The organism is Myxococcales bacterium (genome assembly GCA_016716835.1).
Lineage (GTDB): Bacteria > Myxococcota_A > Polyangia > Haliangiales > Haliangiaceae > JADJUW01.
The window spans coordinates 3,288,071-3,314,312 of the sequence record JADJUW010000001.1 but is presented as its reverse complement, the minus strand read 5'-3'; the positions used below and the strand labels follow the sequence as shown (position 1 = coordinate 3,314,312).

Below are 26,242 nucleotides of genomic sequence, written 5' to 3'. Positions count from 1 at the left end.
ACACCACGTGCTGCACCTCGCTTGGATGCTGCGAAGACGTATGGATCTCGAGTTGGCCATCTTCGAGCGGATAGGCGACAGATACTTGGCTTTCCAAGTAAAAGTGATCGGCGCCCTCGAGCACGACCGTGTCGGCGAGCGTGTGGTCGCACGCCGCCAACGCAGCTTCGGAAAAGTCGCGATTAATCTCGCGCGGCGAGCCGATAAAGCTGCCCGCGTCGCGCGCCGCGGCGATTGACAATAAAGCGGGCAGCGGCGCGATCTGCAACACCACGCCGGCGCGCAGGCGCAGGCCGGCGCGGCGATCGGTGGTGACCAGCAAGGCAACAGGCTCGCCGGCAAAGGCCACCTCAGTCTCAGCGAGCAACGGCTGATCGCGAAAGATGGTGCCCCAGACGTTATGGGCAAGGTCGCGGTGGGTATAGAACGCGACGAAGTTCGGATCGCTGGCGATCGCGCTCGCGTCTAGCTTACCAATGCGCCCCTTGGCGATCGGACTATAAATGACGGTGACAAACACCTCGCCCGCCATCGCGGCGCGGTCGTCGACAAATTCGCTTGCGCCCGCCACGTGCAGGTGCGCGGCGTCGTGCGAGATTTTGGTGTTGCCGCCGACGCTCATGGCGCGCCTCCGGCTGAGCCGGCCAGCGTGTCGGTTAACCAATTCGCCAGCACGACGCGGCGAAATGCGGCCGATCCGCGCAAATCTGAGAGCGGCGCAATGTCGGCCTGCACCGCGGCGAGCAGCTGATTTTTTGCATCGGAGGTCAGGGGCAGCGTGGCACCGGTCAGCATCGCCTCGGCGACGGCCATACGCACGATGGTTGGCCCGACGCCGCCAACCGCGAGACGGCAGGCCGCGATCTCGCCGCGCGCACTCTTGGTCTGCAGCCATAAGCCCGCGTTGACCGCCGAGATGTCGAGGTCTTTGCGCTGCGAGGTTTTAAAGAAATGTACCTGGTCTCTCGCCGTCGGTAGCTGCAAGCGCAGGCCCGAGATCCATTCCCCTCGGGCAAGCCGCAGCTGGCGATAGCCGACGTAAAGCTCCGCAAGCGACAGCCAGCGCGCCTTGCCGCCATGGCCACCTTCGATGCGCACCTCGCCGCCGCACGCCATCAGCGCGGTGGTGGCGTCGCCAATCGGCGAGCCATTGGCGATGTTACCCACCACCGTCGCGACGTTTTTGATTTGCGGCGATGCGAACAGATCGAGAAAGCCCGCGAGGCTGGCAAAGCGCTTCTCAACCGCGCGTCGCAGCGCTGCCACCGACACCATGGCGCCCAGGGTGAGCGTGTTACCGCTCAGGCTAATTTGATGTAAATCGCCCATCAGATGCAAACTAAGCACCTTTAGCGCCGCTACCTTACCCTTATTGATTTGCACCCCGACGTCGGTGCCGCCTGATACGAAGCGATAGCCCTGCTTGAGATACGCGGCAACCTCGCTGCGCTTGGTCGGCGCCGCAAAGGCAAAACCATCGGCGCCACGCGGCGGCGCGATCGCCACGTTCTGCGTGCGCGCAAGGTCCGTCGCGATGGCCTTGGTCCAATACGTCGGCGCAAGTGGCTGCCAAGCGGCAAGATCGATCGCCGTCGCGCCCGCAATGATCGGCGCGTAGCCGGTGCAGCGGCATAAATTGCCGGTGAGTGCGTTCTTGGCGTCCCCCGCCGCGATGGACTTGCACTTCTCGGCCTTGCGCCTGTCCGTGAGGGCCGCCAGCGCGACGACAAAGCCAGGCGTGCAGAACCCGCATTGGCTACCGTTAGCATCGCAAATCGCCTGCTGCACCGGGCCCAAGGCCTCACTGCTGCCGAGCGCCTCAACGGTGACAATCGAGGCGCCATCGCAATTGGCGACCCGCATGATGCAGGCGTTCACCGCGACAAACCTCGGCGCCTTGCCCACAGGTGCGCCGCGGCCTTTGCCCTCTTGGCTGTCACCGATGCCCCCACCCAAGGCCGGCCGCGCCATGAGCACCGTGCACGCGCCGCAATCGCCCTCGGCGCACACAATCTTGGTGCCGGTGAGCCGCCGCGTTTCGCGCAAATAGTCGGCCAGCATCAGCTCCATCGCCGCCGGCGAGGGCTCGTGACGCTGCCCATTTAGATAAAAGACGGCTGAGGTTCGCGTGGTCATGGAAAGCCTTGAGGTGCGGTCGCTTATGCCGCACGCACGGGAATTAGAGCAAATTTATCGACATCCACTAGGCCCCGATCGGTGAGCTTAAGCTTGGGTATCACCGGCAGGCTTAAAAAGGCTAGCTGTAAAAACGGCTCGGCGAGTTCGCAGCCAATGCCGGCGCTGGCCTGGCGCAAACGCCGCAACCCTTGTTCAATCTGCGCCGGTGGCGCCGCCGACATCAGGCCGCCAAACGGTAGGGCAAGCGATGCCACGACGACGCCATCGCGCACCACGGCAAAACCGCCCGCCGACCGCCGCACGCACTCAAGCCCCACCTTTAGATCGCGCGGGTTCGACGCCACGCCGATGAGATTATGGCTATCGTGGCCGACGCTTGAAACGATCGCGCCCGCAAACGTGCCGCCAAAACCATAGGCGTAGCCATTCGCGGGCGCATAGCCATGTCCATGTCGCTCGACGACGCTGAGTTGTGCGACGCCACGCGCGCCGGCATCTTTCACCAGCGCATTGGTTAAGATCTTGCCCTCACGCACGCCGATGACGTTGACGCGGCCGCCAACGCCTCTCAGCGACGCCTCGGAAATCTCGCCGACCTTGATCGTATTGGGAAAGCGTTCGCCGGTGTCTGCGAGGGAGTCGAGCTCGCGCACGTCGACGCCGGACTTCCACACCCGCGCCACGGCGCACTGCTTGGCGCTGGCGAGCTGCACCAAATCGGCGCGGTAGCCGGGCGCAATGGCGCCGACGTGGCGCAGGCCATAATGCCTCGCCACGCTCAGCGAGGCCGCGCGGTACGCCGCCTCCATCGGCACGCCGAGCGCGATGGCGCGCCGGATGAGATAGTCGAGATGGCCTTGCTCGGCGATATCGAGCGGATTGCGATCGTCGGTGCAAAACCCGACGTACGGCGAGGTCGCCGCGTTGATGAGCGGCGCCAGCGCCTCGACGTCTTTGGCGACGCTGCCCTCGCGGATCCACACCGCTATGCCCTTGGCGAGCTTTTCCTTGGCTTCGCCCAGCGAACTCGATTCGTGGCAGCTGGCAATGCCGGCCGACGCATAGGCCGACAAGGCTTGACCGCTGAGCATCGGCGCGTGGCCGTCGATGGGCATGCCCGCAAAGCCAGCGAGCTTCTCGAGCACGCCGGGATCGTTATGCAACACACCCGGCATATTCATCATCTCAGCCAGGCCGAGCGCATGCGGATGTTTCGCCAGCGGGGCGAGCGCGGCGTAGTCAATTACGCCGGCGCCGTTGGTCTCCAGGCCCGCATGCGTCGCCGGCACGCATGATGAAAGCATGACGCGCAGGTCGAGTCGCAGGTGGCTCGCCGATGCCAAAAACCGCTTTAGCCCGGCGATGCCAATGACATTCGTAAGCTCGTGCGGATCGCAGATTGCCGTGGTCGTGCCCTTGGGCAGCACTAACGTCTCAAAGACCTCCGGCGTAACCAGCGAGCTTTCAATGTGAACGTGAGCGTCGATGAAGCCGGGGACCAAACGGGCGCCCTTGAGATCGACACGGCGCCGCGCCCTAAGCGGCGCCTCGACGCCGACGATGACGCCATCGTGCACCGAGATGGCGCCCTTGCGCCACGCCAAGGAAAAGACGTCGAGGTAGACCGCATTGGTCAGCACCAGGTCACACGGGGTACGGCCCATGGCGGCGTCGATGCGGCGCGCCAGCTGCGCCGACGTGGGTGATTGCGGGGACGGAGTCATGAAACGTCGCGTGGCAGCCAAGGCCTTAAGGGTAGCGCAGAATACACGGTAGGCGCACCCAGCCGGGCGAATAAAACCTTGCAATATCAGCCAGTTGGAAATTGAAGTAGGCAACATTTGGAACAAGGCGGGGGGGCGTTGACGAATTCGTTTGGGGCGCGTAAGTTCCGCCGTTCTAAAGGGTTGTAATCGTTACGCCCGGGGAAGACGCCGTGCTACGCATCAAGGAAACCGAAGATATCGACGCCCGCACCGCGGAAGTTGAAGCAATCGTCACGACCTGGCGACAAACCGTCGCCAACGTAAACCCCAAGCTGCGCGAGATGTTTCGCAATCAGCTGCGCATCTCGATCATCCATCACGATGGCGCCCTTGAGGGCGAGGTGCTCACGCAGAGCGAGATCAAGGCAGCGATCGATCCCGACATCATCAGCGACCAAACCCTGATTCCGTCGTACGACGACGTCAAGCACCTCAATCAGGCGCTGGACTATGGCGAGGCCTTTGCCGCGACCAAGAAGGCGCGCTTTGACGTCGAGATGATCCGCGATGTCTATGCGATCTTGGCCCCCGAAGAAAAAGCCAAGGGCCTGCCGTTTCGCAAGGAAAACCCGCTGCACCGCCTCTACTACCACGACATCGTCGGCCCGGAAAAAATCGGTGCCAGCATGAAAAAGCTCGGTGAATGGTGGGACAGCGAAGACGCCACCGAACTGCAAATGCTCGAGCGCATCGTCGCACTACAACAAAAATTCATGGCGGTGTTTCCATGGGTGAAGGAAAGCGGACGCTGCATCCGCGTCATCAGCAACATGCTGCTGCTCGCGTCGGGCTACCCGTACGCCATCATCCATTCGCAAGACCGGCAAAAATATTACGAGGCCCTGCGCGGCGATCAGACGTCGCTGCTCTCGGTCTATCTCGAGGCCATCCAGACCACCGCGCAATCTGAAATGCGCGTGTATGACGAAGCCCTCAACGGCCGCCGCCGCTAGCGCGCGAACGTACTGGCTGGGCATCTTGAGGTGTACGGCTTCGCGAGCCTCGTTACATCCAGACGGATGCGCCTCGGCATCGCTGCAGGCGTGCACCTCAATCTGCTCCAGCCAGTACGTTCGCTTACATGACGCTAGTTATGCGAGCGAGCGCTGCGACGACTTGCTGTTGGATCTCCAGCGTAATCGTTGAGTAGAACGGTAAGGCGAGGAGTTCGTTGCAGGCAAGTTCGGCGTTGGGGCAGGTGGATTGGGGTAACGCCGCGAAGCAGGGTTGCTGGTGGAGGGGCGTTGGGTAGTAGACCTCGGTCTCGATGCCGTCAGCGAGCAATGCCGCGCGCACGGCGTCGCGGCCGGGAACGCGCAGCGCGAATTGTTGGTAACGGTGTGTTGGAGCGGCGGCTTGCGCAATAAGGCCTTGTAAGCCGACGGCGGTCAGGAGTTCGCGGTAGCGGCTCGCCGCGCGTTGGCGGGCGGCGATCGCCTGGCTTACGGCCGTGAGACGAACGCGCAAGAACGCGGCCTGCATGACGTCGAGGCGAAAGTTGCCGCCGAGCTCGTGGTGCTCGTATTTGCGCGCGGCGCCGTGTTGCCGCAGCCGCCGCACCCGCGCCGCCATGGCCTCGTCTTCGCACACCACCGCGCCGCCGTCGCCCGCTCCGCCAAGATGCTTGGTCGGAAAAAATGACAGCGTGCTCACGTATCCGATTTGCGGACGATCGAGGCGTTGCGCTGCATCTTCAATAACAATCAGATCTCGTAGTTCCTCGCCAATTGGCTGTGCCAACGCGCCAAACAGGTGCACCACCACCACCGCCTTGGTGCGCTCGGTGCGCCGCGCTAGCACCGCCAGAGGATCGAGGCATAGCGTGATTGGATCGATATCGGCAAACACCGGCGTCGCGCCGACGCGCGCGATGGCGCTTGCGGTCGAAATAAACGACAGGGGCGTCGTGATCACCTCGTCGCCGGGGCCGATGTCGCTGGCGAGCAGCGCGCACAGCAGCGCATCGGTGCCAGAGCTTACGCCGATCACGTTCGCGGCGCCGAGATGGCTGGCGAGCTCGCGCTCAAATGCGGCGACCTCCTCGCCAAGGACAAAACCGCCGCTGTCGATCACGCGCGCCACCGCGGCCTTAAGCGTCTCGCGCTGCGCCGTCAGCTCGGCCTGCATGTCGAAAAAACGTACGGTCGCCATTGTCGCGCGCCGCCGCTGCCTACGGAAGTTCGATTGCGTCGCCAAGCGCGGGGACCGACGCGACGACGCCGAAGCGATCGGTGAGCAGCTGCGCGTAAGCCTTGGAGCTTTCCTCTTCGCCGTGGGTAACAAAAGCGCGGCGCAGGCCTTGTCGCGGCAGCTTGTCAAACCAGTTTAGCAGCACGTTGCGATCGGCGTGCGCCGAGAAGCCGTCGATGGTGGTGATGCGCGCGCGCACCGGCACGTGCGTACCGCCAATCCACACATGCTTGGCACCCTGCTGCAGCGAGCGACCGGTAGTGCGCGACGCCTGAAAACCAACCAAGAGCACGTCGGTGCGCGGATCTCCAAGATGCTCCTTGAGGTGGTTACGAATACGCCCACCCTGCAGCATGCCCGAGCCGGCAATAATAATGGCGGCGCCCTTTTGCTTGGCGACGTCGCGCGAGTCAGCCGCGTCGTGCGTGATCGAGAGCGTGTCGAATTCAAGCGGCGGGTCGCCGTCGTTAATAAGCTTGAGGGCCTCGGCGTCGTAGCAATCGACGTATTTTTCGTAAAGCGCGGTCACCGAGATGCCGAGCGGCCCGTCGAGCACCACCGGGATATGCTGGAGCTCACCTTCATGCACTAGATGATTTAGTTCGAAAATGATTTCCTGGGTGCGGCCAATCGAAAACGCCGGAATGAGCACTTTGCCGCCGTCGGTAAGCGCCCGCGAGATGACCTCTCGAAACTGCTTGCGCACCTCGGTCCGCGAAGGGTGCTCGCGATTGCCATAGGTGGATTCGGTCACCACGTAATCGACGGCGTCGCGGCCGGTATCCCAGGAGGTGTTCGGGTCGTTGATGAGCGGTCGATCCACCATGCCCAAATCGCCAGAGAAAATAATGGCACGACGATCGGCGCCGGTGCCCCACGCGACGCGTACCGAGCTAGAACCCAAAATGTGCCCCGCGTCGTAAATCGTAATATCAAAGGGCCCGATCGTCACCGTTTCGCCGTACCGCTTCAAGGGCTCGAGCGCGGCGCGTACCAGTCTCAGGTCGTCTTTGTCAAAGAGCGGCTCGCGTTCGCTGAAATTAGCAATTTTGGCTGAATCCTCGAGAATGAGCATGGCAATGTCGAGCGAGGCGGCGTGGCCAATCACGGGGCCGGCAAAGCCTTGGCGAAACATCATCGGCAGCCGCCCGACGTGATCGAGGTGGCCGTGGGTTAGGACCACCGCGTTGACGTGTTTGGCGGCAAACGGAAACGGCGCCAGGTTCTTGGCCTCAGCGTCCTGGTCTCCCTGAAAGACGCCGCAATCGATGACGATGGCCGCGTCGCCATACTGTAAGTGATAACAACTGCCGGTCACGCCTTGGGCGGCGCCGGCAAACGTGAGCACTGCTGACATGCGCGCATCCTACGCCGAAATGTGCGCCAGGCTAGCGGCGCGACAGCCACAATGCCACGCCGATAAGCGGCACGGCGAGCACGCGCTCCCACGACGCTGCGTGGGCCGGTACGCCCAACCAACCATAGTGGTCGACCACGAGCGACATGATGATTTGTCCCATGACCGCAGCTGCGGCAAATTGCATGGCGCCAATCTTCGGTACTAGCGTGATCGCCAAGGCGACAAAGATGGCGCCCAAGATGCCGCCGGTGAGTTGCCACCACGGCGCCTCCGCAGCCTTGGCAAGGCCATCCAGTTGGCCGCGGCCCAGCGCAACCAAAATCGCGGTGGCAAGCCCGATCGCAAACGACACCACCGTCGCGCCGAGCACGCTGGTGTGCTTGCCGAGCGCCGAATTAATGGGGGCCTGCAGCGCAACCATGCTGCCCGCCACCGCCGCGATCGCGATCGCCAAAAAATGCATGCCGCAGTATCTATGGAAAACGACGCAAACGCCAATTCTGGCCCGCGCTCATAACCAGCATCGCCTGGCGAAAGATCCATCGTCCCGCGCCTCGCGCTTGCTGGCGTCGTTGCGTCCTCGGGATTTGGAACCACCAAACCCCTGCGGGGCGCCTAGCCAGCAACCGCGATGCATCACGACGTTTGGCTCTTTCGCCAGGCGATGCTGGTTAGTATAAGGCGGCATGGCCGATCCGGCAGATGCAGCAACTTCGTGCGCAGGCGGCGCCTCGCGTACGGCCGAGTCAGGTGGCGGTGCCAGCGCCGACGCGCCGCCCTTGCGCCAGGCCGCGGCGGTAATCGTGGTGCGCCCAGCCGCGCGCGTTAGTGCGGGCTTTGAGGTCCTGCTGGTGCGACGACGCCACACCATGGCGTTTATGGCCAATTCGTTCGTCTTCCCGGGTGGCGCGGTCGATCGCAGCGATGCCGACGCCTGCGCCGCGGCGGTGCGCGAGCTGCGCGAAGAGGCCGGGCTCGCGTTACCGGCCGTTGCGCTGAGGCCGTGGTCGCATTGGATCACCCCATCATTTGAATCCAAGCGCTTCTCGGCGCACTTTTTTCTCGCCGTCGCGCCCGCCGATCAAGAGGTCGTCATCGACGGCAACGAAATCACCGAAGCGCAGTGGCTGACGCCCGCTGACGCGCTTTTGCAACGTGCCGAACTACGCCTGCCGCCGCCGCAACAACTCACGTGCCACAGGTTGTCGCAACTTGCCTCGCTCGCCGCACTGGCTCACTCACCAACCAACCTCACGCCCATCCTGCCGCGCCTCGGCCAATTCGACGAGGGCCCTGCCATCTTGTTGCCATGGGACGCCGACTACGACCTCCGCGGCCAAGGCCTCGCGCAACCCTGGTCACCCACCGACATCGCCGCCGCCCGCGCCGCCGCCCTGCCCTCGCGCTTCTGCCAAACCGCCGACGGCTATTTTTCGATGCGTGAGTAGGGGGGGGCCCTCGTTTTGCCATAGAGAAACCTCGATCATTTTTAATCTATGAGGTGAACGCGCAAGGCGCGACGTGTCTAAGCAGGCCGGCAGGTCGGCGCACGTATCTTCCTGCTCGCAGATAGCGCCACTCCCGGGCGAAGCGAGACGCCTGTGGTATCCACCACCCTCGGTCGCACGACCACCGCCCTGCAATCTATGCTCGCGGAAGAAACGATGCGCCACCTGCCGTTAGGCTTGGCGCCTAATTTTGGCCCCCTCCCCAGCGGCTCTACTCATCAGAACGCACCCAGAGACTAGCGGCGTGCGGCACATGCTCTTCGCAGAGGTCACAAGCGGCGCGCGGCACATGTTCGGATCAGCGCGTTTCGCGAAGGCACGTTGGCGCCTGGTGTAGACACGCACGGCCTCCTGAGCGCAAGGCGTCGTGAGCAGGGCGAACAGCCGTAGCGCTGAGACGAAGCATGTGGCCGCGCGACGCGTACGCGTAACATCGCAGCAACGAAGCATGTGCCGCACGCCGCGCCCAACCACCTACGCGTCGCGAAACGCGAAATTTTGCGACGTCGGCTCGTCGTCGAACAACGACAGCGGCAGCTCGATATCGACCTTGGTATCGATGACCTTTGAGACGGCGCCGATGAGTTCGGCATCGTCGCAGGGCTTAAGCAAAAATGCGGCCGCGCCGACCTGCGTCGACAGCCGCGGCGCGCGCGGCGAATCAGAAATCAGCACCATCGGCGGCGCGTCAGGCAATTGATCGAGCGCGTTGGCAAAGGCGGCCAGCGCGTCGTCGGGGCAGTCGATCACGACGACATCAAAGCCGCCGTCGCGGACCGCCGCCAACGCGCGCTTTGGACCATCGACCACCAGAACGTCATAGTAGGCGTTAAGCGCTAGGCACCAGCGCTGCGCGAGATTCGTCTGCGCTTGGACGAGTAGCACTAAGCTCACGAGGCCATGCTACGCATAGCGATCGCCACGCGCAAGCACTCTGTGCTCGTTCCCGGCGTGCGGGTTTGGCTCACCCGGCGCGGTTTTTTGCGTCGCTATGCGTCAAACGCACGCCCTCGCTCCAGCCGATTTCAGACGCGAGCGTGCGCGCCTCTTCGAGCGCCGAGGGCGAGAGGCGCGGCAACGCCTTCGTCATGCTAGCGCCCGAGAGCAGCAACTCGGCCGTGGCACGGCGGTCACCGAGGCGTCGCATTTCCGCCACCGCCGCGACCTTGTGCCGATCCGCGAGGTCGGGGCGATTCATGCGCTCATACACCGCGGCCAACATCGATTGAATGCGCGCGATGCCAAGCCTCGCGTGAATCTTGCGCGCATGCTTGAGCGCCGCCTCGCCAAGTTGGGTTGAAAGCGGAAATTCGCTCGCGGCCTCGGCGAGCTGCGCCAACCGCAAAAAGACGCGCCACATATTAGTTGGCCCCGCGTCGGCGTGAATGCCTTCGCCAAACGTCGCAACATCGAGGCCTTCTTGCAGTTCACGGCGCGCCGCGGCCATATCGCCGGTGCGGAGCAAAACACCCGACAGATCGAGATAGAGTTCGAGCACCAACATGGTGTCGCCGCACGAGATGGCTTGGCCGATCGCCTTGCGCAGCGTGATGCCCGCCGTGCGGTGATCGCCCTCGCTAGTTTGCAACAGCGCCAATGCGCGCGCCACCTGCGCCTCAAGCCGGCGCATGCCTTCGCACCAATCGCGCGCCTCCATCAACACGCCCCGCGCCAGCCCAAGCTCGCCGCGGCTGCGCAGACAATCGGCGAGCTTGACCGAATAGATGATGAGGCGCCGCACCGAGACCTCGTCGTCATGGGCGCCGGCGTAGAGCAAAACGCGCGAGGCGCGCAGCGCGCGTTGGTACATCGAGCTGGCGGTGACGTCGTCGAAAAAGTGGGTGGCGAGATCGCCGGCCTTGCCGAGCAGCTCCGCCGCCGAGGCCGCGTCGTTCGCCAAATCATAGTGATGGCCGAGCAACGATGGGTCGCCAACTTGCCCCGAGAGGTATTCGGCCGCCGCCATATGCAGCATGCGTCGGACATCCGCCGGCGTCGCGTCGTAGACGACGTCGCGTACGAGCGCCGAACGAAAGCGGACGTCTTCGCCTGAGATGGTAATCAAGCCGCGGCCCGTAAGCACGCTGAGCGCGCCGTCGAACATGCCCTCGAGCGAGAGGCTGGTGACATGGCGCAGCGTGGCCAGCGGCAGCTCGCGTCCGAAGACGGCGCAGGTCTGGGCCAAGATCAGCGCCGCGTGCGGCAGCAGCGCGAGCCGCGAGGCCACCATATTCGCCAGGAGCGGCGACACCGCGGAGACTTCGCCGCCCTCAAACGCATAGCGCACCGCGTGTTCGATGTGTTCGAGTTCGCACGTGGTTTCCTTGGCGAGGAAGTCGCCGGTGATGCCGAGGCCAGCGAGTTCGGGCGGCAATTGCGCGGTTAACTGGCTACGCTCGTCGGGACTTAGCGGCCCGAGGTTTACGCTCGGCAACGACGCGAAGCGTGCCGCCATCGCAGGCGGTGAAATCACCAGCATCGCGGCAAAAGGGTGCGGCTCGGCTAGCAAGCGCCCCAAGACATCCATGCTTACCGGATCGTACTGTTCGATCTCGTGCCACACCGTGCTAAAGCGCGCCGTATCGGCAAAGCCTTGCAGCGTGCGCACCGTCGCCGCGACGATCTCGCGTCGCCGCGCCTGCGGCTCGAGCTCGAGCAGATTGGTCTGATGGCCAAAGACCTCGCTGATCCCGGCGATGTCGCGCGGATTGACGCCAAGCTCGGTTAGATGGTTGATGAGCGCATCCGCTAGGCACACCACCGGCACGCGCAAAATGGTGCCGAGCAGGTGGCGCAGCGGATAATACGGCGCATGCAGTCCGCTTGGATCGGCGACGATGGTGAGTAAGGTGTGGGGCTGCGTCGCTTGCAGCCGCTTGGCGGCGGCGGCCACGCGCTCGGGCGCCGAGGCCGCCTCGTTGCCGACGACCATGAGCGACCGCGTGCTGCTCTCCCACGACATCGCGATGGCCTGCGACAGCTCTTTGTCAGGCAACAGCTCGACAAAGCTCGCGGGCAGCGTGACCGGCACCATCGCACCCGCGGTGATGAGCGGCATGCTCGGCCGCGCACGCCCCGGCTGGCCGAGGCCACCAGGCAGCACGCGCGGCGCGCCGCACTCCGGACAAAAACGAAACCGCGCCGGGCTCTTGGCGGCGCACTGCGGGCACGTTAGATCTGGCTCGCTTGAGGCCTCGCGCAGCGCCAGGATGGCATTGCGCATCTCCGCGGCGCTTGCCCACCGATCGACGGGATGCTTGGCCAGGGCGCGCATGCACACCGCATCGAGCGCCTGCGTCGATTCGCGTCCGGACTCCAAGCTGGAAGGAATCGCGGGCTGGCCCTGCACATGCCCCGACAAGACCTTGCTGATGTCTTCGCTAAAGAACGGCGTGCGCCCAGTGATGAGCTCGTACAAGATCACGCCCACCGCATAGAGGTCGCTGGCAAAGCTAGGCGTCGCGCCCGAGATGAGCTCCGGTGCCATGTACTCTGGCGTGCCGAGGATGGCGCCGTCATCGCCGTCGCGCGGCGCACTCACCAAACGACTGATGCCAAAGTCGACGAGCTTGACCAGATCTCGCCCGCTGCGCCGTTGGTCGACGATGATGTTATCGCTCTTGAGATCTGCGTGCACGACGCCGGCGAGATGCGCCTCTTCAAGGCCCGCCAGCGACTGCGCGGTCAGCTCGAGCACGCGCGCCCGCGGCAGCGGCGAATGCTCGGTAATGAGCTGCGTCAGCGTCGGACCGCGCAGATACTCCATCACGATAAACAGCAGGCCGTCGACGGTCTGGCCATAATCGATGACCGAGACCGTGTTGGGATGGTTGAGCCGCGAGGCCGCCAAGGCCTCGTCGTGGAAGCGCTTCATGACCCGCGGATCGCTGGCGACCGAGGGGCTTAAGATTTTCACCGCGACGGTGCGGCCAAGCGTTAGCTGGTCGGCGCGAAACACCGAGCCCGAGCCGCCGATGCCGACCAAGGCGGTGAGGCGGAACTTGTCGCCGAGGACGCGCCCAACCAGGGCCTGCGCCTGCGCAATTTCATCTTGAAGATCCTGATCCATCGCGCGGGGCCTACGCTCCAATTTACCAGAAGCCCCAGCCGCTTGCCGCCGCTTTGCTCGGCGAAAAAATTACGGTTTCGCGACGTTCATGTAAGCAGGTGTACGTGCCAGCTGCGCCTCGTCGACGGCGAGCGCATAGCCGCGCAGTGCTGGCGTTGGATTTTTTTTCGAACGCAGTTGTATAAGCGTGCCCGGCGATTCGATAACCCCCGCGCTCATCGACCATCCGGGTGCATGTGCGGGCGCGGTCCATTGATAGAGCCACCCCGCGTCGGCCTCCGAAATCCACACGCCGCCGCGGCTTGCCTTGGTGCCAAACTGCGCGCGCCGCCGCCACGGATAGATCCCCACGCCTGTCTCCGGCACAAATACTTGGGCCCACGCAATCGCCTCATCGGCGCCGCGCGCCGGGGGCTGAGTCGTCGTGGGGGCCACCGGGCGCGCGACCTCGGCCAAGGCCGAGCTGCTGGCGACGACCATTTTTTTCCAGATGCGAAACACACCGGGCGGGGTGGGCGTTGCCTCGAGACCTGTTGACACCAACGTCACGAAGACAGGCATCAGCCCTTCGTAGGCCGCAAGCGTTTGCGCGTCGAGATCGATGTCGAGCCACCGCTCGCCATCAATGTAGCCGGGCGGCACCGGCGCCGCCGAGATGAGTCGCGCATGGCGAGCCGAGATCCATTCGGTTTCGGAAATGCGGTAGGCGACCGCCGTTGGCGGTTTAGAGGCATTTCGCTCGAGCTGCAACACGGGCACGAAGGCGCGATCTGGCAGCCTGCGCAGCGCACGGGCTGGCGCGGAGGCAGCCCACACCGGCGCGCCACCCGGCGCCACGACGACCGCAATTGGCAACGAAGTCTTGGCGGTCACGAGGTCATACCCAGCAAAGCCCTGCTTGCCAGGCTTGGCGGGCGGGGTTGGGGCCTGCGGAGGCTCGTTGGAGGTATCGAGCAAATCGCCGCACACGTAACCTCGCGGCTCGAGCAACACCCAGCCCATGACGCAACCGTCGCCGGTAACCGCCGACACGGCGCGCACGCGCGCACCCGCGGCCAGGGTGCCAATGCGTTTGCTGTCGGGGGAAGGCGCCAACATGATCGCGGTCGCGGCGCGCGCCTGCAGCGATGGCGTATGCGTCGCAATGGCGGGCGGCGGCAGCGCGGCGCGCGCACCCGCCAGCACCTCAGGTGGCAAGGGTTCGGCGGCGCACGCGCACACCGCGCCAAGGGCAAGCATCAGGGCCATTGCCTTGTGAAGCGCCACGTCGCGATGGTAACGTATTTCAAATGAAGTTGGGGCAGCTGCTGCTACGCGATCGTCGGCTTACCCAAGAAGAGCTCAACGAATCCCTGGCCGTGCAGAGCCAAAGTGGCGGCCGTCTCGGCACCGTGTTGGTCGAACGCGGGTTGTTGGATCTAGATACGCTGACTTATTACCTGGGTTTTGAATCAGGCGTCGGCATCGCCACCGGCGCGACCTTTGAACGCGCCAAGAAAACCGCGGTGCGCTTGCTGTCGCCCGAGATGGCGTATCACAGCAAGTGCGTGCCAATCGTCATCCAAGATCGCCAGCTCATCGCCGCGTTCGAGGACCCCTTGGACCTGCAAGTGCTCGATCAAGTCGCCGAATACACCGGCTATCGGGTGATTCCCCGCATCGCGCCCGAGATTCGCATTTATTACTATATCGAGCGCTTTTACGGCGTGCCGCGCCCGCCGCGCTTTTTGCCGTTTGGCGATGCGCCGCGCCTTTCGACCAAGGAAGGCTTGCCAGCCCTGCCGTTGCCAGGCTTGCCGCCGCAATCCGACGCGGCGAGCGAGCGCGCGGCCACCGTGCCGAGCACCGCGGCCGAGGTCAAGCGGGCACCGCTGCGGCGACGCACCGTGCAGGAGACCAGCGGTGACGAGCTCATGCTCGGCGACCTGGAAGATTTGGTCGAAGACCTCGAGGCCGATACGTCGGATGCCGCCGAGCCCTCGGTGGAGGCGCATGAACGCTCGGGGTCGTTCTTTACCGGCGGCAAGGTGTCGCGCGCGTACGCCGCGGTCGCGATCGAAGGCGCGATCGCAGAGATGGAAACCGCCGAGAATCGCGCCGCAGTGGCCGACGCGTTGCTGTCGGGGCTGGCGACGTGGACCACGCGCTGCGCCTTGTTTCTCGTACGCGACGACTTTGCCATTGGGTGGAAGGCGCACGGCGAAATGCTCGATGAGCGCCTGCCATGTGTGCTAGTGCCGCTGGGCGCCAATTCTATCTTTCGCACGGCGGTCACCGAGGGGCTATTCACCGGCGAGGCGCCACCCGCGACCATCCACGATTACTTGCGACGCGCCTTCAATCAATCCGAATCCACCTTGCTGCTCACGGCGGCGGTAAAGATCGGCAAGCGCGTGGTGAATATTGTCTACGGCGAACCGACGCGGGCCCTAACGCCGGCGGATTGCGATCAAATTCGCCGCCTGTGTGCGAAGGCCGCCGAGACCTATGCGCGCCTCGCCGTCGCCAAGCGTTCGGCGTAACCGTGCCTCGCTAGCTCGCGCCGTAGATCACAGCGCCGCGAGCAGTGCCGCGTTTTCGGCCGGCGTGCCGACAGTAATGCGCACGCAATGCGCGAGATGGCCTGGGCGATGCAGATTGCGAATTGCGATGCCCTGTGCGGCGAGGCGTTGCGTCAAGGCGAGCGCGGGGTTGGCGTGGTCGTCGGCGAGGGCGACGCGGCAGAGCAGAAAATTCGCCGCGCTTGGATAGACTGTAAGCCCGCGCGCCGCGAGCGCAGGCGCCAACGCTTCGCGCGCCAGAACGATCTCGGCGCAGCGCTGCGCGACCCACGGCATGGCATGCCGCAAGTGCCACGTCGCACCAGCCTGCGCCAACGCGCCGACGTTGTACGGCATGCGCGCGCGCTCGAGCACGGTGATGAGCTCAGGGTGCGCGCAGACATAGCCAACCCGCAGCGCCGGCAAGCCGATCTTTGAGAACGTGCGCATGATGACGAGGTTGGGCGTGGCGGCAAGCGCGCCCAGCAGCGACTGCCCGCTGTATTGCCCATAGGCCTCGTCGGCAACGAAGATGATATCGGGAAATTCGCGCGTCAACGCGAGCACGTCGGCGAGCGGCCACAGCGTGCCGCTGGGATTATTGGGCAGCGCGAAGAAGGCGAGGTTGGGTGCGCGGCCGGCGCAGGCATCGCGCACCAGGCGCGGATCGAGGGTGAAATCGCGCTCGAGCGGCACCTCGATTGGCTCAAGCCCCGCGGCGAGCGCGGCCAGGCGATACACGACAAAGGTTGGGTCGGGATAGAGCACGCTGGCGGTGGCGCGCCCGGGGCGCAGTTGTCCGAAAGCCGTACAAAGCAGCGAGATGAGCTCGTCCGAACCGTTGCCGACGCACAGCCACGAGGCGTCGAGCGGTGACGAGGCGCCCGCTTCGCCAAGCTCATGGCGCAGGTGCGTCGCCAGCGCCGCTTTGAGCGCGGTGGCCTTGGCGTCGGGATAGCGGCCGACGTCGACGGCGGCGAGCACCGCGTGCAAGCTGCCGCGCAGCTCGGGCGGCAGCGGAAAGGCGAGCTCGTTGGCGTCAAGCCGCACGGGCGTCTCAGCCGAGCCGCTCGGCGCGTGATACGTCGCGCGGCGCAGATGAGCCGGCGCCAAGGCGAGCAGCGAATCGAGTGACGTCGACGTCATGCGGGCAAACCGTCGCATCGCCGGGGGCGTGCCGCAAGCGGTCTACGTGACAACCGCGCGGCGTCGCTAAGCCGCGGGCGTCGAATCGCTCTTGCGAGTCATCGGGCAGGTGCTCACGCCAAGCAACGTGTACAGCGGGCAGCTACCGATGAGGCCGGTAAGCAGCGGCACGACGCCGAGAAAGCCCCATGGCGTCTTGGGACCGACAAAGGCGATGGCAAGCAGCGCGAGGCCGAGCGCGATGCGCAGCACGCGTTCGATAATGTGCTCGTTGGCAGGAAATAGTTTGGCTAACATGATGGATCCTTTTCTCTCGCACCTAGCGTGCGATGGTACGACTCGTATAGCGCGTCGCGCCGCCGAGGCAAGTTGCAAGGTGCGTGCCGCCGGGTGTGGCTACCAACGATCCATGGCCCCGAGGTCGTGTACCGCGGTGAAGCCCTCGCGCGCCAGGATGGTCGCGACTTGCCCGCTACGATTGCCGCTGCGGCAATAAAGGACGATGGGCGCGGTTTTTGCGCCGAAATCGGCTAGCCGCGCAGAAACCGCGGCCAGCGGAATGTTCTTGGCGCCCTTGATATGGCCTGCCGCAAACTCCTCCGGCGTGCGCACATCGACCAGCAAGGCGCCTTGCCCGACGAGCTTCTTGGCGTCGGCGGGGGCTACCTTGGCGCCGCGGCTGCCGCCGAGCGCTACCGCGATAAAGGCAAAAATAACGAGGCCAATGACAAGCTTGCTCAACATGATGTTCCCTCCGTGATTGCGTGTGGTGCGGGCTGCGTCTTGGCACGCTCCGCGCGCTGCTTGATCGCTATTAGCGCCGCCGTGGTGGCCGCCGAGATCAGCAAGACCCAGCCGATATGCAGCGACGTGCCTAGTTGTCGCGGCACTTCCTGCAACAAGACAAAACACGCCATGGCGACGACGAACCAGGCAAAGCCAAGCCGCAACTTGTCGGGCGCGATACGCCCGGCAAAGGCCGCGCCGACAAAGCTGCCGGCGACCGCGACCGCGACGATCATGGCGGTAAGCACCCAATCGATGTGCACGTGCGAGGCATAGCCCGCAAACGCGGCGCTCGACTTCATCGCGATCACTAGCAACGAGGTGCCAATGGCGTGCTCCATGGGCAAGCCACCGAGCAGGACCAGCGCCGGCACGACGAGAAAGCCACCGCCGGCGCCAACCAGCCCCGTGACCGCGCCCACCGCGATGCCTTCGCCCGCGATGCCGGCGATGCGGCCCACTTGGTTCGCTGGGGGCCGCTTAGGCACGTCGAGGACAGGTGGTGCACTCGCCGCTGCGGTGGCGTTGGCCGAGATGGCGACGCGCTTTTTGCGCAGCATCGCCACCGCGGTCACCGCCATCAGCACGGCAAATAAGATGAGCAGGATGGTGGCGGGAATTAGCGGCGCCAGCCATTGCCCGGCCGCATACGCGCCGGCCATGCTCGCGGCGCCAAAGATAAGTCCCGTAGACCACCGCACCCGCCCGGCTCGCGCATGCGCGATCATCCCAACCAGGCTCGTCGCGCCCACCACGACCAACGACATGGCGATCGCCTCGCGCCCGTCCATGTCGAGCACGTAGCGCAAGATCGGCAGCGTCATGATCGAGCCGCCGCCGCCAAGCAGGCCAAGCGTGATGCCGACCAACGATGAGAGCGCGAGCGCCAACCACAACATGGCTGGGGCTAAAGCATGGTTCGTGCCAACGACGCGGGCTGCCGGGGGCAGAGGCGGAGGCGGCGCGCGGCCGGGCCCGAAGCGTCGCGTTGTTTCAACTGTGATTCACTACTGAAACATGGTGAAACATGAGCCTAGGCCGGCGTCATTGCGCTTAGGCTTGGGTGGCCATTCATGGCGCCCCAGGCGGCCGCGCCGAACCCTCCACCCGTGGCACGCGTTTTGCTCTACGGTAAGGCCATGTTGATTCGCCAAATGTTCGATAGCGACAGCTCGACGTATACCTACCTCGTCGCCGACCAGCGATCCAAGCAGGCCGCGCTCATCGACCCCGTTGCGGGCCAGGTCGAACGCGACCTCGCGCTCGTGCGCGAACTCGGCCTGACCCTCGTCCACGTCTTAGAAACCCATATCCACGCCGATCATATTACCGGCGCCGGCGCGCTGCGCGAACGCACCGGCGCGACCACGGTGGCCTCGAGCCACGGCGCGGCCTGCATCGACCGCCACGTCGCGCATGGCGAAGTGATTCGCCTCGGCGACGTCGCGATCACCGCGTTGACGACGCCTGGCCACACCGATGACGGCGTGTCGTATGTGACGACCGGCGCGGTGTTTACCGGCGATACCCTGCTCATCCGCGGCTGCGGGCGCAGCGACTTTCAAAACGGCAACCCCGAGGCGCTCTACCACTCGATCACGCAGGTGCTATTTGCGCTGCCCGACGACACGGTGGTGTATCCCGGCCACGACTACAAGGGCCTGACGACGTCGACGATTGGCGAGGAGAAGCGCCACAATCCGCGGGTCGCCGGCAAGAGCCGCGACCAATTCGTCGAGATCATGAATAATCTCAAATTGCCGCCGCCTAAACATCTGCTTGAGGCCGTGCCGGCCAACCGCGCGTGCGGCACGGTGCCGGTGCAGGAGGCGCAATGAGCGCGCCCGGGACCGAGGCGGCGGCGCCCACCGCAAATTGGCCCAGCGCGTGGCTGGCCGGCACAACCGCTAATTCTGCCGGCTATCGCGATGCCGAGGTCGCGCATGTCGCGGCGCTCGCCAAGCTGCTAACGCAGGCCGGGGCCGCGTCCGACGCGGTGCGCCTGATCGATGTCCGAGAACCGGACGAATACATCGGTGAGCTCGGCCACATCAAGGGCGCCGCGCTGGTGCCGCTGGCCACCGTCGAGGCGAGCGCCGCCGCGTGGCCGCGCGACGCGATGGTCGTCTTGGTATGTCGCTCCGGCGGCCGCTCGGGGCGAGCCGCGGCCTCGCTGCGCGCCATGGGCTTTGCCCACGTCGTCAACATGGTGGGCGGCATGCTGGCATATAACGCCGCGGGCCTGCCGATTACGCGCTGAGGCCTAGCGCGCGCATGCGGCGCCACAGCGTGACGCGGCTGGTGCCGAGCAGCTTGGCCGCGCGATCGCGATTGCCACCCGCGCGCGCCAACGCCTGGCGAATGCGCGCTGCCTGGTGGACTTCGTTATCGGCCACGGCGTCCTCGCGCCAGCGCTCGTCGGCCGGCAACGAAGGCGCGAGGTCAAGCGCGGCCCCCGAGGCCTGCGCCGCGGCGTCGCCAATAAATTGAACCGTCGCTGTCGTCGTCGCCACCTCTGGTGGCAAGTCGGCGAGATGCAACATCGGCTCGTCGCCCATGACGTGCGCATAGGCCAAGGCATTGCGCAGCTCGCGCACGTTGCCCGGCCAGGCATAGCTGCGCAGTGCCTGCGCCGCCGCCGGCGACAGGCCGGTGATGACGCGCCGCTTGGAGCCATCGTTGATTTCGGCCAACAGCTTGTCGGCGAGCAAGAGCACGTCGTCGGGGCGCTCGCGCAGCGGCGGCAAGAACAGCGGAATCACCCGCAGGCGATACATTAGATCGGCGCGAAAGCGGCCGGCCTCCACCTCGCGGCGCAGCGCGCGATGCGTCGCGCTGATGATGCGGACGTCGACGGGAATGGCATCGCGGCCGCCGACGGGAATTACGGTATGCGTCTCGAGCACGCGGAGCAACTTGGCCTGCAGCTCGGGCGGCATCTCCGCCACCTCGTCGAGAAAGAGCGTGCCGCCATGCGCCATTTGGATGTGTCCTGGCGTGTCCTTGACCGCGCCGGTGAACGCACCCTTGGCGTGGCCAAAGAGCTCGCTGTCGAGCAGATTCGCCGGCAGCGCGGCGCAGTTGATAGCGCGAAACGGGCCGCGGCTGCGAGGCGACAGCTCGTGCAGCGCGCGCGCGACGAGCTCCTTGCCGGTGCCGGTCTCGCCGCGCACCAGCACGGTGACGTCCTCGCTGGCGGCGCGCTCGATGAGCTGGAACACGCGTTTCATCTGCACGTTGCGCGTCCACATGCCGTGAAACAACAACGGGTCATGCGACAGCGCCTCGTGGGCCGCCTCCATGGTCACCAGCCAACCGACGGTCCCCACCGGCGTCGCCTGCACGCGCACCATATGCGGGCCGGCGCCAGATCGCCCGGCGCGGGCGGAAGCGGCCTTGAGGGTGGGCCGCGCGATCACCGTCTGGATCGGCGTGCCCGCGGCCAGGGCCTCGGCAAACGGCCGTTTGGGACCATCGCCGCATAAGAGCGCCGGCGCCGCAATCCCAAGCGGAATCTCGACGCCGAGCAGCGCTCTGGCGCCCGCCGTGACCGCGCTGACCCGCAGCGATTTGTCGAGCACCAGCGCCGCGCCCACCACCGATTGCAGCGCCGCCGCGAGCATGTCTCCACGTGTTTCGTCTTGTTTCACGCCTGTAACGTAGCACGTCTCGCAAGGCGCAGCGCGTCGTACTTGTGCTGCAGCAGCATGCCGACGACCATGGTCGCGACAAACACCATCGGCGCCGTGCCCTGCGATCCCAGGCTCGCCAGGCCCGGGCCAGGGCAATAGCCACCTAGGCCCCAACCGATGCCGAAGATCGCCGCGCCCACTAGCAGCGGCTTGTCGATATCGGTGCGATTGGGCAGGTGAAAGGTGTGATCAAACAGCGGCGAGGCCTGGTGCTTGATGATGCGCCAGAACATGAGATGCACCGCGATGCCGCCGGCCATGACAAACATCAGGGTTGGATCCCACGCGCCAAAGATATCGAGAAAGCCTTGCACGTTGCTTGGATCGAGCATGCCGGCGAGGCCGAGCCCCAGACCAAATAGCAGGCCGGCGATCATGCTGACGAGGTTACCGAGCGCCATGTTAGTTGCCTCCTTGCACGAAGCGTAACGTCGCCACCGTCGCCACGCCGGCGGCGATAAACGTGCCGGTCGCTAAGATCGATCGCATCGATAGCCGCGTGATGCCGCAAATGCCATGCCCGCTGGTGCAGCCATTGCCGAGCCGGGTGCCAAACCCAACCAGCAGGCCCGCCACCGCCACGACGCCGAGCGAGGCCACCGCGCCGCTGCCAAACACCTGCGGCGCAAATGCCTGCAACGCGACGCCAGCGATTACCAGCCCGAGCAAGAACGACGCGCGCGCCGGCTTGTCATCGGTGCGCGGCACAAACAGCGCGCCGAGCAAGCCGCTAATGCCAGCGACCTTGCCGTGCGACCATAGATAGAGTGAAGCGGAAAGCCCAATTAGGGCGCCGCCGAGTGCGGCCATGACAAATGGATGCATGTCGGGTTGCCATAAGCACAGCGCGTGCCAACCGCTCCCGGCTGCGACAACGCACCGCTAGTAGCCAGTTGGCGTGCCATATGCGGATCCCCACGTCGCAAATTGTTTCATTGAAACACCGCGTGTTTCACGACTCGGGCGCAGGCGTGCTGCGCGGGAGGCCGGCTTGAAACGCCCATCGCGGCCCCCACCCCTGAGGCCCTGACTCACCAGCGATCCAACCTCGCTCGCTTGCAAAGCATAAGCTTTTCAATTGGATAAGGCATGGCCCGCGATCTGCATAGTATCCGGCCATGTCAAAAAAACACACACCCACCAAAGCAACCCACCTCAGCACCGCCCTCGTCGCCGCGCTCATCGCCCCGAGCGTCTTGGCGTGCGTCGCACCGGCCCAAGAGCCTTCAGCGCCACTCTATGAACCGCCCACTTGGGCCGAAGACAAATCGGGGCTCAAGGACTACTGGGAAATGGCGGGCCTAAATATGGACACCCTGCCGGCGGACTTTGACTTCTGCAGCCGAATTGGCGCTGATGCCGCGCCGCAAATCGTCGCCTTCCGGCGCTCGGCCGACGACGAAGTCGAGGCGGTGATGGCCGCTTGCGAGGGCGGCAAGACCCGCCTCCTCGCGGTGCTGATGGGCGTCGGCGCGGACGACCCAGCCTCGCCCGGCACCTTGGTCGTCGCGGGCGACATCGCGGCCAAGCCGCTGCTTGGCGCGGAACCCGACACGATTGTGTGGGATACCTTCACGCAGTGGGCGGTCGATTTCGTTGAAACCGACGCAACCTGCGATCCGGCTGCCTTGCGCGTCTCGGCCACCCGCGCGTACTCGCTGCAAGCACTTGACGAGGGCAGCAACACCGAGCCCTTGCTGCGCGGCGCCATCACGTCGACGCTCGTGGGCACGCGCACCGTCGCCAGCTGCGATTAGCGCCATCTTGATACTATCTTGATACCGCCGCCCGCGAACTTGATGACCTCAAAATAGTACAGCTTGCGACCACGCCTTACGCTGATGGCGAAGGATGTGTTCTATGCGAGCTCTTACCAAATTTAGCCTGCTTGTCTCGACAACGCTGGTGGCCGCGCCACTGTCAACGCTGGCCGCCGACCCCGAGGTAGCGACGAGCGGGTATGTCGAAATGTATTATCAATGGAATCTCGGCAACCCGAGCAATGGTCTGACCAATTGGCGTGGCTTTGACAACCGCCACAACAGTTTTACGCTCGATGCGGTGGCCTTGACCACCACGTGGCAAGACGATGGCTTTACCGGGACGCTTGGCTTGCAATACGGCGCTACGCCGCGCACCTACTATGCGGCGGAACCTGCGCTGGCGGGTGCGGGCGGCGCGAGCGCCACCGGCGCCGATGTCTGGCAATACGTGCAACAAGCCAACGTCGCCTACCGCTTGCCTCAACAACCAAAGCTCGAACTCGCGGCGGGGCTGTTCCTGTCGCCGATCGGCCCCGAAGGCATTGCCGTGCGCGACAACTGGAACTTCTCGCGCTCCAATCTGTTTTTTGGCTTGCCATTTTATCACACCGGCGCGCGCGCCAAGTTAGCCGTCAGCGATCGCCTGTCGATCACCGCGGCGGGCTATAACGGCTACAACAGCGTCGTCGACAACAACGACGCCAAATCAGTTTCGCTGCAATTTAGCTATGCGGTGCCGGAACAGCTTACCGCCTCGGTGCTTTACTTTGGCGGCGTCGAACGCAGCGAAGGCGCACCCGAAGGCTCCCCGTGGCGGCATCTAATCGACGCCCATGCCACGTGGCATGTCACGCCTGCGCTCTCCCTGCTCGCGCACGTCGATGTTGGCGTCGAACAAACTAAATTTGGTCGCAGCCATTGGGAGGCGGCGGCGCTCTACGCGCGTTACAAGCTGTCATCCGAGCTGATGGTCGCCGCGCGTGGCGACATCTTCCGCGAGACCGCGGCCAAGAACGATGACGGTCAGGCTGGCGCCATCTTCTTCCCAACGACCCAAATCGCCTCGGCCACCGGCTCGCTGTCTTATCAACCTACGACGCATGCGCTGGTGCAACTCGAAATTCGCCACGACCGCGCGGACGACGACCTGTTCTTTAGCGGTGACGTGGCGCTCACCCCCGAAGGCAACGCGATCGCCAACGCCAGCGACCAGTCGACCATTTCCGTAGGCGTCACCGCTTGGTTTTAGTGTCATGACCAACCTCATCATGCTCGCGGTGCTTTGTGTGGGGCTGCTCTTTACCGGAGATCGAAATATGGACGTTCTGTTTATCTTGGCCATCTTGTTTTTTTTCATCGTCAGCGCCGGCCTTCTCGAGCTGTGCGGAAAGGTCTAAACCCATGTCGCTAATTACCGCCATCGCAGGCGTGCTCGCGGCGCTGCTGCTGATTTACCTGCTCATCGCCCTGCTCTTTGGAGAGAAACTCTAATGACCGGACTCTCGCTGGTTCAGATTTTATTGTTGTTCATCGCCTTGATCGCGCTCGGGCTGCCGCTCGGCGCCTATATGGCGCGCGTGTACGCCGGGGAAGCCACCACGGCTCAGCGTGTGCTTGGCCCGCTGGAGCGGCTGCTCTATCGCGCGGCCGGCGTCGATCCCGCCCAAGAGATGTCGTGGAAGCGTTACGCCGCCGCGCTGCTGCTGTTTAACGCGCTCGGCATGCTGGTGGTGTTCTTGGTCGCGCGACTGCAACAATACCTGCCGCTCAATCCCGCGAATTTGCCCGCCGCGACGCCACAGGTCGCGCTCAACACCGCGGTGAGCTTTGCGACCAATACCAATTGGCAGGCGTACGGCGGCGAAACCACGCTGAGTTACTTCACGCAAATGGTTGCGCTCACCGTGCAAAACTTTGTCTCCGCCGCCACCGGCATGGCGGTGCTGGTGGCACTCATTCGCGGTTTTACGCGGCGCAACGCCGAGACCGTTGGCCACTTTTGGGTCGACCTAACCCGCAGCACGCTCTATATCTTGCTGCCACTCTCCGCCGTCTTCGCGCTCTTTCTAGTCTCGCAAGGCGTGGTGCAAACCTTTGATGCCAGCGCCACCGCGCAACTGGTTGAGGCCACAACCAATGGCGACGGCGCCGCCGTCACCGAGCAAACCTTGGCGCTCGGACCCGCCGCCTCGCAGATCGCCATCAAGATGCTCGGCACCAATGGCGGCGGTTTTTTCAATGCCAACTCGGCGCATCCGTTTGAAAATCCGACCCCGTTTGCAAATTTTCTCCAGCTCATCTCGATCTTGCTCATCCCCGCGGCGCTGTGCTTTACGTTTGGACGCCTGATTAAGGATAAGCGGCAGGGCTGGGCGCTGTTCGCGGTCATGGCCATCATCTTGCTGCCGCTCATGCTCGCCGCGACGTCGGCCGAACAAGCCGGCAATCCCGTCTTGTCGCAGCTCGGCGTCGATCAGGTCGCCTCGTCGCTGCAGCCCGGAGGCAACATGGAGGGCAAGGAGCTGCGCTTTGGCGTCGTCGGCAGCACCATGTGGGCCACCGCCACCACCGCCGCCTCCAATGGCTCAGTCAACGCCATGCACGATAGCTTTACGCCGCTGGGCGGCATGATCCCAATGTGGCTCATCCAACTCGGCGAGATCGTGTTTGGCGGCGTCGGCTCGGGCCTCTACGGCATGCTCGTCTACGCCGTCATCGCCGTCTTCATCGCCGGGCTGATGATCGGCCGCACGCCAGAGTATCTCGGCAAGAAGATCGAGGCCTATGAAATGAAGATGGCGGCCTTGGTGCTCTTGCTGCCCGCGGCGGCCATTTTGGTCGGCACGGCGCTGGCCGCCTCGACCACCGCCGGTACGTCGACGCTCGGCAACCCGGGGGCGCACGGGTTTAGCGAAATCCTCTATGCGTTTTCGTCTGGCGCCGGCAATAACGGCTCGGCCTTTGGCGGCATCACGGTGAGCGGCACATTTTATGCGACGGCAATTGCCGTTTGCATGGCGATTGGCCGCTATTGGGTGATCATTCCGATCTTGGCGATGGCCGGCTCGATCGCCAGAAAAAAATCGATTCCCACTAGCGCCGGCACGCTGCCTACCCATACGCCGCTGTTTGTCGCGCTCGTCATCGGCGTCATCATCTTGGTCGGCGCGCTTACCTTTGTGCCGGCGCTCGCGCTTGGCCCTATCGTTGAACATCTGCAGCTCGGGAGCATGGCGCCAGCGCTTGCGCCCTAGCGCGCCCGCGATGCCTTGCCCCTGAAAGG

At 64.6% G+C, this 26,242-nt stretch carries 26 protein-coding genes; 10 read left to right on the top strand and 16 right to left on the bottom strand.

Annotated elements, in window-relative coordinates:
* The 3 genes from IPL79_14810 to ade form a co-directional block, all read right to left on the bottom strand.
* Positions 1–622: molybdopterin-dependent oxidoreductase (locus tag IPL79_14810; protein ID MBK9072249.1), on the bottom strand; the 622-nt coding region annotated here is incomplete at its 3' end.
* The gene (locus IPL79_14805) at positions 619–2,136 is read right to left on the bottom strand and encodes an FAD binding domain-containing protein (GenBank protein ID MBK9072248.1); all 1,518 of its coding nucleotides are present in this window, start codon (positions 2,134–2,136) and stop codon (positions 619–621) included. The genes IPL79_14810 and IPL79_14805, both read right to left, overlap by 4 nt.
* A 23-nt stretch (positions 2,137–2,159) precedes the next feature.
* Complete coding sequence (ade, locus tag IPL79_14800) at positions 2,160–3,863, bottom strand: adenine deaminase (protein ID MBK9072247.1); 1,704 nt, start codon at positions 3,861–3,863, stop codon at positions 2,160–2,162.
* 212 nt (positions 3,864–4,075) lie between these two features.
* Here ade and IPL79_14795 point away from each other — a divergent pair, with 212 nt between their 5' ends.
* Positions 4,076–4,858 carry a Fic family protein gene (locus IPL79_14795; GenBank protein ID MBK9072246.1) on the top strand — a complete coding sequence of 261 codons (783 nt, stop codon included), beginning with the start codon at positions 4,076–4,078 and terminating at the stop codon, positions 4,856–4,858.
* 124 nt (positions 4,859–4,982) lie between these two features.
* On the opposite strand, the gene IPL79_14790 is transcribed toward IPL79_14795, so the two are convergent.
* The 3 genes from IPL79_14790 to IPL79_14780 are packed head-to-tail and all read right to left on the bottom strand — an operon-like array spanning position 4,983 to position 7,918.
* On the bottom strand, positions 4,983–6,056 hold the full coding sequence (locus tag IPL79_14790) for a DegT/DnrJ/EryC1/StrS family aminotransferase (protein MBK9072245.1): 1,074 nt from the start codon (positions 6,054–6,056) through the stop codon (positions 4,983–4,985).
* Positions 6,057–6,075: 19 nt separating this feature from the next.
* Positions 6,076–7,452 carry an MBL fold metallo-hydrolase gene (locus IPL79_14785; protein ID MBK9072244.1) on the bottom strand — a complete coding sequence of 459 codons (1,377 nt, stop codon included), beginning with the start codon at positions 7,450–7,452 and terminating at the stop codon, positions 6,076–6,078.
* Between the two features lie 31 nt (positions 7,453–7,483).
* Positions 7,484–7,918, bottom strand: coding sequence for a DMT family transporter (locus tag IPL79_14780; protein MBK9072243.1), 435 nt, complete (start codon positions 7,916–7,918; stop codon positions 7,484–7,486).
* Positions 7,919–8,141: 223 nt separating this feature from the next.
* Here IPL79_14780 and IPL79_14775 point away from each other — a divergent pair, with 223 nt between their 5' ends.
* The gene (locus tag IPL79_14775) at positions 8,142–8,903 is read left to right on the top strand and encodes an NUDIX hydrolase (protein MBK9072242.1); all 762 of its coding nucleotides are present in this window, start codon (positions 8,142–8,144) and stop codon (positions 8,901–8,903) included.
* A 534-nt stretch (positions 8,904–9,437) separates the two neighbouring features.
* Here IPL79_14775 and IPL79_14770 read toward each other — a convergent pair.
* From IPL79_14770 to IPL79_14760, 3 genes are all read right to left on the bottom strand, one after another.
* Positions 9,438–9,857, bottom strand: a complete 420-nt coding sequence (locus IPL79_14770) for a hypothetical protein (GenBank protein ID MBK9072241.1) — start codon at positions 9,855–9,857, stop codon at positions 9,438–9,440.
* A 70-nt stretch (positions 9,858–9,927) separates the two neighbouring features.
* Positions 9,928–13,032 (bottom strand): protein kinase, encoded by a 3,105-nt coding sequence (locus IPL79_14765; protein ID MBK9072240.1) that lies wholly within the window; start codon positions 13,030–13,032, stop codon positions 9,928–9,930.
* Between the two features lie 69 nt (positions 13,033–13,101).
* Complete coding sequence (locus IPL79_14760) at positions 13,102–14,298, bottom strand: L,D-transpeptidase (GenBank protein ID MBK9072239.1); 1,197 nt, start codon at positions 14,296–14,298, stop codon at positions 13,102–13,104.
* A gap of 23 nt (positions 14,299–14,321) precedes the next feature.
* On the opposite strand from IPL79_14760, the gene IPL79_14755 reads away from it, so the two are divergent.
* Positions 14,322–15,554, top strand: a complete 1,233-nt coding sequence (locus IPL79_14755; protein MBK9072238.1) for a hypothetical protein — start codon at positions 14,322–14,324, stop codon at positions 15,552–15,554.
* 27 nt (positions 15,555–15,581) lie between these two features.
* Here the strand turns inward: IPL79_14755 and IPL79_14750 are convergent, their stop codons facing one another.
* The 4 genes from IPL79_14750 to IPL79_14735 all read right to left on the bottom strand — a co-directional run bounded on the left by IPL79_14750 (position 15,582) and on the right by IPL79_14735 (position 18,403).
* Positions 15,582–16,718: an aminotransferase class I/II-fold pyridoxal phosphate-dependent enzyme gene (locus tag IPL79_14750; protein MBK9072237.1), complete on the bottom strand. Its 1,137-nt coding sequence runs from the start codon at positions 16,716–16,718 to the stop codon at positions 15,582–15,584.
* Positions 16,719–16,784: 66 nt separating this feature from the next.
* Positions 16,785–17,015 carry a DUF2892 domain-containing protein gene (locus tag IPL79_14745; protein MBK9072236.1) on the bottom strand — a complete coding sequence of 77 codons (231 nt, stop codon included), beginning with the start codon at positions 17,013–17,015 and terminating at the stop codon, positions 16,785–16,787.
* Positions 17,016–17,114: 99 nt separating this feature from the next.
* Entirely contained in the window at positions 17,115–17,462 is a 348-nt protein-coding gene (locus IPL79_14740; protein ID MBK9072235.1) for a rhodanese-like domain-containing protein, read from the bottom strand.
* Entirely contained in the window at positions 17,456–18,403 is a 948-nt protein-coding gene (locus IPL79_14735) for a sulfite exporter TauE/SafE family protein (protein ID MBK9072234.1), read from the bottom strand. The genes IPL79_14740 and IPL79_14735 overlap by 7 nt, the downstream gene beginning before the upstream one ends.
* Before the next feature lie 240 nt (positions 18,404–18,643).
* On the opposite strand from IPL79_14735, the gene IPL79_14730 reads away from it, so the two are divergent.
* A complete protein-coding gene (locus IPL79_14730; protein ID MBK9072233.1) occupies positions 18,644–19,342 on the top strand; it encodes an MBL fold metallo-hydrolase in 699 nt (232 codons plus the stop codon).
* Positions 19,339–19,764, top strand: a complete 426-nt coding sequence (locus IPL79_14725) for a rhodanese-like domain-containing protein (protein ID MBK9072232.1) — start codon at positions 19,339–19,341, stop codon at positions 19,762–19,764. Before IPL79_14730 ends, IPL79_14725 begins: the two co-directional genes overlap by 4 nt.
* On the opposite strand, the gene IPL79_14720 is transcribed toward IPL79_14725, so the two are convergent.
* Genes IPL79_14720 through IPL79_14710 form a run of 3 tightly spaced genes read right to left on the bottom strand, consistent with a single transcriptional unit; the run spans position 19,754 to position 22,021 of the window.
* Positions 19,754–21,127 carry a sigma 54-interacting transcriptional regulator gene (locus IPL79_14720; GenBank protein ID MBK9072231.1) on the bottom strand — a complete coding sequence of 458 codons (1,374 nt, stop codon included), beginning with the start codon at positions 21,125–21,127 and terminating at the stop codon, positions 19,754–19,756. The two genes, IPL79_14725 and IPL79_14720, sit on opposite strands and share 11 nt — an antisense overlap.
* 23 nt (positions 21,128–21,150) lie before the next feature.
* The gene (locus tag IPL79_14715) at positions 21,151–21,597 is read right to left on the bottom strand and encodes a YeeE/YedE family protein (GenBank protein MBK9072230.1); all 447 of its coding nucleotides are present in this window, start codon (positions 21,595–21,597) and stop codon (positions 21,151–21,153) included.
* A 1-nt stretch (position 21,598) separates the two neighbouring features.
* On the bottom strand, positions 21,599–22,021 hold the full coding sequence (locus IPL79_14710) for a YeeE/YedE family protein (protein ID MBK9072229.1): 423 nt from the start codon (positions 22,019–22,021) through the stop codon (positions 21,599–21,601).
* Positions 22,022–22,314: 293 nt separating this feature from the next.
* On the opposite strand from IPL79_14710, the gene IPL79_14705 reads away from it, so the two are divergent.
* The 5 genes from IPL79_14705 (at position 22,315) to kdpA (ending at position 26,213) form a co-directional block, all read left to right on the top strand.
* Positions 22,315–22,953, top strand: a complete 639-nt coding sequence (locus tag IPL79_14705) for a hypothetical protein (GenBank protein ID MBK9072228.1) — start codon at positions 22,315–22,317, stop codon at positions 22,951–22,953.
* A 103-nt stretch (positions 22,954–23,056) separates the two neighbouring features.
* Positions 23,057–24,208 carry a porin gene (locus tag IPL79_14700; protein MBK9072227.1) on the top strand — a complete coding sequence of 384 codons (1,152 nt, stop codon included), beginning with the start codon at positions 23,057–23,059 and terminating at the stop codon, positions 24,206–24,208.
* 4 nt (positions 24,209–24,212) lie between these two features.
* Positions 24,213–24,356 (top strand): hypothetical protein, encoded by a 144-nt coding sequence (locus IPL79_14695; protein MBK9072226.1) that lies wholly within the window; start codon positions 24,213–24,215, stop codon positions 24,354–24,356.
* Positions 24,357–24,360: 4 nt separating this feature from the next.
* Positions 24,361–24,450: a potassium-transporting ATPase subunit F gene (locus tag IPL79_14690; protein MBK9072225.1), complete on the top strand. Its 90-nt coding sequence runs from the start codon at positions 24,361–24,363 to the stop codon at positions 24,448–24,450.
* Entirely contained in the window at positions 24,450–26,213 is a 1,764-nt protein-coding gene (kdpA, locus tag IPL79_14685; GenBank protein ID MBK9072224.1) for a potassium-transporting ATPase subunit KdpA, read from the top strand. The genes IPL79_14690 and kdpA overlap by 1 nt, the downstream gene beginning before the upstream one ends.
* Positions 26,214–26,242 lie beyond the last annotated feature (29 nt).

What these genes read in the sequence shown, in the direction of transcription:
- IPL79_14690 (MBK9072225.1), top strand. Translation starts at nt 24,361, where the DNA reads ATGTCGCTAATTACCGCCATCGCAGGCGTGCTCGCGGCGCTGCTGCTG.
- IPL79_14715 (MBK9072230.1), bottom strand. Translation starts at nt 21,597, where the DNA reads ATGGCGCTCGGTAACCTCGTCAGCATGATCGCCGGCCTGCTATTTGGT.
- IPL79_14735 (MBK9072234.1), bottom strand. Translation starts at nt 18,403, where the DNA reads ATGTTGTGGTTGGCGCTCGCGCTCTCATCGTTGGTCGGCATCACGCTT.
- IPL79_14705 (MBK9072228.1), top strand. Translation starts at nt 22,315, where the DNA reads ATGTCAAAAAAACACACACCCACCAAAGCAACCCACCTCAGCACCGCC.
- IPL79_14730 (MBK9072233.1), top strand. Translation starts at nt 18,644, where the DNA reads ATGTTGATTCGCCAAATGTTCGATAGCGACAGCTCGACGTATACCTAC.
- IPL79_14695 (MBK9072226.1), top strand. Translation starts at nt 24,213, where the DNA reads ATGACCAACCTCATCATGCTCGCGGTGCTTTGTGTGGGGCTGCTCTTT.
- IPL79_14805 (MBK9072248.1), bottom strand. Translation starts at nt 2,136, where the DNA reads ATGACCACGCGAACCTCAGCCGTCTTTTATCTAAATGGGCAGCGTCAC.
- IPL79_14790 (MBK9072245.1), bottom strand. Translation starts at nt 6,056, where the DNA reads ATGGCGACCGTACGTTTTTTCGACATGCAGGCCGAGCTGACGGCGCAG.
- kdpA (MBK9072224.1), top strand. Translation starts at nt 24,450, where the DNA reads ATGACCGGACTCTCGCTGGTTCAGATTTTATTGTTGTTCATCGCCTTG.
- ade (MBK9072247.1), bottom strand. Translation starts at nt 3,863, where the DNA reads ATGACTCCGTCCCCGCAATCACCCACGTCGGCGCAGCTGGCGCGCCGC.
- IPL79_14785 (MBK9072244.1), bottom strand. Translation starts at nt 7,452, where the DNA reads ATGTCAGCAGTGCTCACGTTTGCCGGCGCCGCCCAAGGCGTGACCGGC.
- IPL79_14780 (MBK9072243.1), bottom strand. Translation starts at nt 7,918, where the DNA reads ATGCATTTTTTGGCGATCGCGATCGCGGCGGTGGCGGGCAGCATGGTT.
- IPL79_14700 (MBK9072227.1), top strand. Translation starts at nt 23,057, where the DNA reads ATGCGAGCTCTTACCAAATTTAGCCTGCTTGTCTCGACAACGCTGGTG.
- IPL79_14765 (MBK9072240.1), bottom strand. Translation starts at nt 13,032, where the DNA reads ATGGATCAGGATCTTCAAGATGAAATTGCGCAGGCGCAGGCCCTGGTT.
- IPL79_14740 (MBK9072235.1), bottom strand. Translation starts at nt 17,462, where the DNA reads ATGTTGAGCAAGCTTGTCATTGGCCTCGTTATTTTTGCCTTTATCGCG.
- IPL79_14710 (MBK9072229.1), bottom strand. Translation starts at nt 22,021, where the DNA reads ATGCATCCATTTGTCATGGCCGCACTCGGCGGCGCCCTAATTGGGCTT.
- IPL79_14725 (MBK9072232.1), top strand. Translation starts at nt 19,339, where the DNA reads ATGAGCGCGCCCGGGACCGAGGCGGCGGCGCCCACCGCAAATTGGCCC.
- IPL79_14750 (MBK9072237.1), bottom strand. Translation starts at nt 16,718, where the DNA reads ATGACGTCGACGTCACTCGATTCGCTGCTCGCCTTGGCGCCGGCTCAT.
- IPL79_14745 (MBK9072236.1), bottom strand. Translation starts at nt 17,015, where the DNA reads ATGTTAGCCAAACTATTTCCTGCCAACGAGCACATTATCGAACGCGTG.
- IPL79_14755 (MBK9072238.1), top strand. Translation starts at nt 14,322, where the DNA reads ATGAAGTTGGGGCAGCTGCTGCTACGCGATCGTCGGCTTACCCAAGAA.
- IPL79_14775 (MBK9072242.1), top strand. Translation starts at nt 8,142, where the DNA reads ATGGCCGATCCGGCAGATGCAGCAACTTCGTGCGCAGGCGGCGCCTCG.
- IPL79_14720 (MBK9072231.1), bottom strand. Translation starts at nt 21,127, where the DNA reads ATGCTCGCGGCGGCGCTGCAATCGGTGGTGGGCGCGGCGCTGGTGCTC.